At 35.5% G+C, this 5,173-nt stretch carries 7 protein-coding genes; 3 read left to right on the forward strand and 4 right to left on the reverse strand.

Translation table 11 applies throughout. From position 1 onward, the window contains the following. Positions 1-44: 44 nt before the first annotated feature. Positions 45-416: a VOC family protein gene (locus BTR25_RS26350; protein ID WP_075690906.1), complete on the forward strand. Its 372-nt coding sequence runs from the start codon at positions 45-47 to the stop codon at positions 414-416. A 101-nt stretch (positions 417-517) separates the two neighbouring features. On the opposite strand, the gene BTR25_RS26355 is transcribed toward BTR25_RS26350, so the two are convergent. Genes BTR25_RS26355 through BTR25_RS26370 form a run of 4 tightly spaced genes read right to left on the reverse strand, consistent with a single transcriptional unit; the run spans position 518 to position 2,968 of the window. Further along, positions 518-967, reverse strand: coding sequence for a hypothetical protein (locus BTR25_RS26355; RefSeq protein WP_075690907.1), 450 nt, complete (start codon positions 965-967; stop codon positions 518-520). Between the two features lie 21 nt (positions 968-988). Further along, the gene (locus BTR25_RS26360; protein WP_075690908.1) at positions 989-1,411 is read right to left on the reverse strand and encodes a YhfM domain-containing protein; all 423 of its coding nucleotides are present in this window, start codon (positions 1,409-1,411) and stop codon (positions 989-991) included. Between the two features lie 43 nt (positions 1,412-1,454). Continuing rightward, positions 1,455-2,654 (reverse strand): DUF2812 domain-containing protein, encoded by a 1,200-nt coding sequence (locus BTR25_RS26365; RefSeq protein WP_075690909.1) that lies wholly within the window; start codon positions 2,652-2,654, stop codon positions 1,455-1,457. Next, positions 2,651-2,968: a PadR family transcriptional regulator gene (locus tag BTR25_RS26370; RefSeq protein ID WP_075690910.1), complete on the reverse strand. Its 318-nt coding sequence runs from the start codon at positions 2,966-2,968 to the stop codon at positions 2,651-2,653. The genes BTR25_RS26365 and BTR25_RS26370 overlap by 4 nt, the downstream gene beginning before the upstream one ends. A 228-nt stretch (positions 2,969-3,196) precedes the next feature. Here BTR25_RS26370 and BTR25_RS26375 point away from each other — a divergent pair, with 228 nt between their 5' ends. Continuing rightward, a complete protein-coding gene (locus BTR25_RS26375) occupies positions 3,197-4,432 on the forward strand; it encodes an ATP-binding protein (protein ID WP_175596904.1) in 1,236 nt (411 codons plus the stop codon). A gap of 189 nt (positions 4,433-4,621) precedes the next feature. After that, a complete protein-coding gene (locus BTR25_RS27360) occupies positions 4,622-4,768 on the forward strand; it encodes a BH0509 family protein (RefSeq protein ID WP_139311356.1) in 147 nt (48 codons plus the stop codon). Positions 4,769-5,173: the final 405 nt, after the last annotated feature.

Below are 5,173 nucleotides of genomic sequence, written 5' to 3' on the forward strand. Positions count from 1 at the left end.
CCCGTCCCTGTGTTATATTTAAAGGAAAAAGGTGGTAGATAAGCATGAAGCTAGGTGCGTTTTCTGTGAGTTTAAATGTTAAGGACATTGAAGCCTCAAAATCCTTTTACGAAAAGTTAGGATTTCAAACATTAGGTGGGGATATTACCCAAAGGTGGCTTATTTTGAAGAACGAAAATACCGTTATTGGACTTTTCCAAGGTATGTTTGAAAAGAACATTTTGACCTTCAATCCAGGATGGGATCAAAATGCGAAAAATATCGATTCGTATACAGACGTTCGAGAGCTTCAAAAGCAGCTTAAAGAAAAAGGAATAAAAATACTGACAGAAGCAGATGAATCAACTGAAGGACCAGCATATTTAACCATTGAAGATCCAGACGGGAATCAGATTCTACTTGATCAACACCGATAAGTAATCGTACATAGCGGACTGAACCTAACATTCCGACTAAGAAACAGAAAATCTGCCTGACCCTGCGGACAATAAACCACCGTCCACCTGGGTCAGGCAGATTACTCTTCCTCAGGTTTTTCGTTTAAAACCCAAGGAAGCCGAGCTTCAAATTCTAATTGCAATACTGGGTGTGGAAATTCATCGTGTAAAAACATGACATCTTTCCCGAAGGCGAACGTAAAGTTATCTAGTTTGGCTGTAGTAGCATCATTCCATTCAGAATCAGTACAAAGCTCTCCCTTAACTAATTTACCAACGATATGATAACTGCCAACATATAAGCGTAATCCATCTCTCCTTTCCCCGAACTCAGATAAATGACTTGGTTTAGACGGATTAATTCCTAACGTAAAAAATAATTTCACTAGAGATGAATCTAAAAGCTTAGACGCTTCCATATAATTTTCACAGTAAAGACAATGGCATCGTTCCATATCTTTGGTATAGAAATCTTTTGTTTGCTCTACATCAACCTCTACCACCCAGTTCATCCATCTTATTTGATCCACTTTCATCCCTCTCATCTTGTTCTATTGTTCCAAAAGGATTGCCCTTAATTGATTTGTTGTTTTAGAAGAAGTTAGGTAGGTATCTCCTTCTCCAACCATATACATGAAAATACTTTCTTCGTTTTCCTCACCTAACCATAAATGGATCGCGTGAGCAGGAAACCCCTCTTCATATTCGACCATAACATCGTAATCAGGTTTCGGATTATTTACCTCTGCTTTCTTATTAATTGCTGTTTCTATCGCTTTCTCAAATACTTTCATAGATTGTCTATCTGTAATCGATAGGAAAACCTCTTGATTCATATCACCAACTCCACTTGATATGGCGATATTTATTTTCTTCACCTTTTCATCTAGAAGAACCATATTTTCTTGTTTTTTTTGACAACCTACTTGAAACACTAACACTAAAAGTAAACACAAATAAAATATAACTTTCATTTCCATCCCACCTAAAAAATGTTTCACTACCAATCTACGAAATTTATTCTGAAATTAACTTTATCTTTTCTTCTATATTTTCTATTACAGAATTGATGTCTGCATGGCCAAAATAACGAACGTGTATGACAGCTTTTCCTTTAGAAGAATAGACTTCTTTGAACTCCTTTTCCTCATGAACAATCAAAAGATTAAAATTCGGATTCTTTATTTCAACATAATCTTCATCACTATATTCATATTTATATCTTTCTATTAAATCAAAAATTAGATGATCTGCCATACCTGGTAGACTAAGCTGATAAACCTTTGTTTGAATACTTGGTGAATATTCACCGCCATTGTCCTCCCACATTTCTCCGGAAACAACACCATTTTCATTTGTTTCATATTGGACAGGTGCCAAAAGACTCCAATAAAGTGTATACCGGTTTCCCCAGTCTACATGATCACCCATATTGTAGGGTTCCCCTCGAACCAAAGCAGGATGGTTTTCGATATCTGCTAATCTGACAATCGGTAAGTCAGGGCTTGATTCTGGCAGCGTTTTCGTTTCTGCTTTTACAAGCTGTAAGAATGGAAGGATAGCACTCAATCCAACCATTACGGTAAAAAGGAAAAGGATAATAGAATTTAACTGGGAGTGTTTTTTCCAAGGTGCATGATGATCAATCGGTTTCCCTTCGATAAGATTTTTTCGCAACGCACGAATGGATCTGGCTGCTTGGATTGAAGTATAGGCCGAAAATATAAGGAAAAAAGTAAATACAGTGAGTTGAATAGCCATCCCTTCTACCAAGACTAAGGTTGGCGTTCTATCAAGAAACCAAATAGAAGCTAACATGCCAATCAGTATGATTAACATGACTGTACCTAATCCCGCATTCCATGCTAATTTCTTGTCTAGTTCCTTTAATGTAAATGATTGCTCGGCGGGATCGGTATGAAGCTCTGGTGCACCTGAGCTCGACAGGGATGAAAATACGTGAAAATAATTGTATCTAGTCACATAGTCCCAGCCATTTTCAGCATACATATGTATTTGTTCTCGTGTCATCTTCTTTTTTATTGATACCTCTATACGGTACCTCATTTCTTTCGGTTCATCCTTAACGAATTTGGCAAAATAAATTCCCATCTTTTTCAGATGATATCCCTTAGCTGCCATTTCTTGAAACCAGTTTTCATGCTCACCGATTCGCCAATAATCACTAGGACGAAGTTTGTATGCTGCCTTACTCATGATTTTCCACTTTCCTCTAAAATATTTCCGTCCTGGATTAAGGCTTTTAATCGACTATACTCGATACGAAGAGCTTGTTCTCCTTTTACTGTAATTTGGTAAGTCTTTCTTCTCCCATCATCCTCTGCTAATGATATAAGGCCGTCCTTTTGCATCCGTGCGAGTACTCCATAAAGTGTTCCCGGGCCCATTACCAATCTACCTTTCGAAACTTCTGTAATAGCCTGGATCAGCTGATACCCATGATTAGGGTGCATCAAGGCTAATAGTACATAATACATCGCTTCAGTCATCGGTCCCCCATTATATGCCATTACATCCACCTCTTCCTTCTTCCATCAAGATACTATGTATCACGATATATCGTATAACATAATATTACATCAAGAAGTAGAGAAAGTACACAGGGACGGTTCTTGTGCTTCATTTGACAAAAAAGAAGCACAAGAACCGTCCCTGTGTATTTTTTTATGATTTATAGAATGATAATATAAATATAACAAATGTAAAATATGGTTTTTTTTGAAGGGATTGGTACGGTTTTGTCTGACTCTATTGAACAGGTTTCCTATCATATTTTGATTGTTCTTCTTCCTTTTATTATTTATCAGTTGTTTATTAGAGAGGAAAAGGTTGATAGGGGGAAAATTAATTCAAAATTAATGTTAATTTCCTCCATATGTTTGATCCTCACTATGTCCAATCCAATACAGGATTCTGAAGGACTGTTATTTGATTTTAGAATCGTTCCTATTCTCTTTATGTTCCTATATGGTGGTGTAAGACCGGGGATTGCCTTAATTGTTATAATGATGGGAAATAGGCTATTAATCGGTGGGCCTGGCTTAGTCATTACTATTATTAACTACACAATCGCCACTTTACTTTTCTTACTAATAATTAAAAGAATTCAATCTTATACTTTAGTGAGAAGAATCTTAGTTATCAGTATTCTATACTGGGTTATTACCTGTACTCGAGCAATTACTCTTATTAAAATTGAACATTTTTCTTTCATGCTTATTTTCTCATTTCTTGCTTGGGTTACCTTGATTATCCTAATTTTTATTGTAGACAATTTAGATAAGCAAATTATTTATGATAAGCATATTAAAAGTGCAGAGCGATTAAATGTGGTAAGTCAGATCGCAGCATCTGTTGCTCATGAAGTGCGAAATCCAATGACGTCTATCAAGGGATTTTTACAGTTAATTAAGGAAGAAAAGAATTTAAATGTAAACCAAAATAAATATATAGACATCTCTTTATCAGAATTAGAACGTGCTGAGGGTGTCATTAATGATTATTTGTCATTAGCAAAACCTACAACGACAGAAGTCCATACCGTATTAGACGTTACTGCTGAATTACATTCCGTATTGGATATTATTACTTCCTATACAAACACCCGTAATATTAAAATTAACCCTTCCATACAAGAAGGACTTCTAACAAATGGTAAAAAAAGTGAATTTAAACAAGCTTTATTAAACATTATGAAAAACGGTGTAGAGGCCATAAATACACACGGAACATTGACCGTTACTTCATTTAAAAATAATAATCATATCTTAATAGAAATAAAAGATAACGGAATTGGAATGACTCAAAAACAAGTAGAACAACTCGGTGCACCCTACTACTCCACCAAAGACAAAGGCACAGGAGTTGGACTAACCATCACCTATAAAATCATAAAAGACATGAAAGGAAAAGTACTCGTTCATAGCCAACAAGGAATCGGAACAGTCTTCACCATCGAACTGCCTGAAGCATAGGGACGGTTCGTTTAGCAAAACAAAGGAAGCACAAGAACCATCCCCTCATCCCATATTAGTTCCGAAAAAACGATCTAAAATTAATATTGGTTTAATCTCGTTTCAATATATATAATAAAAGCATGGATAATGAATGCGTTTACAGGTTGTAGCTTCCTTGCTACTTCTTATATATAAGGAGGAAATAAGATGAGCCAAATCGAACGGGATTATAAAGTTGAAGCGTTATTAGAAAAACAAAAATTCAATCAGAATGAAATTGCAAAGATGACAGATTCCCAGATTGAATATTACCACTGGCTCTATTTTGTAGATTCTGTTTATGATTATATGTAAGTTATAATTAATCTTAAACCTCCGTTGAAGTAGTTTATATTTCTTTGACGGGGGTTATTTAATTAATGGGACGGTTCACTTGCTTCGTTTGGGTTATCCGAATGAAGCAAGCAGGAGAAGAACGAAATCGCTACGCGATGGCTCTAAAAGAAAATTTAAATGAAGTTTAATTAAATATACTGTATAATAGTTGCGAACACTTGTATAAAAATGTATGAAAAATAGGTATCGGATTGAATCCCCAATACGACGTAAATTGAAAAAATCCTTCAACGAATAAAAATTTATTTTTGGTGGGGTTACCATATTTTAGTTCATTAGCGAGGGCCGCGACTTCATTCTTCTCTGGCAATCAAAAATTTTGCGCTATGATCTTCTGCTTAAAAATCATCAAAGGCACAACTA

Source organism: Bacillus sp. MRMR6, from assembly GCF_001940785.1.
Classification (GTDB): Bacteria; Bacillota; Bacilli; order Bacillales; family Cytobacillaceae; genus Neobacillus.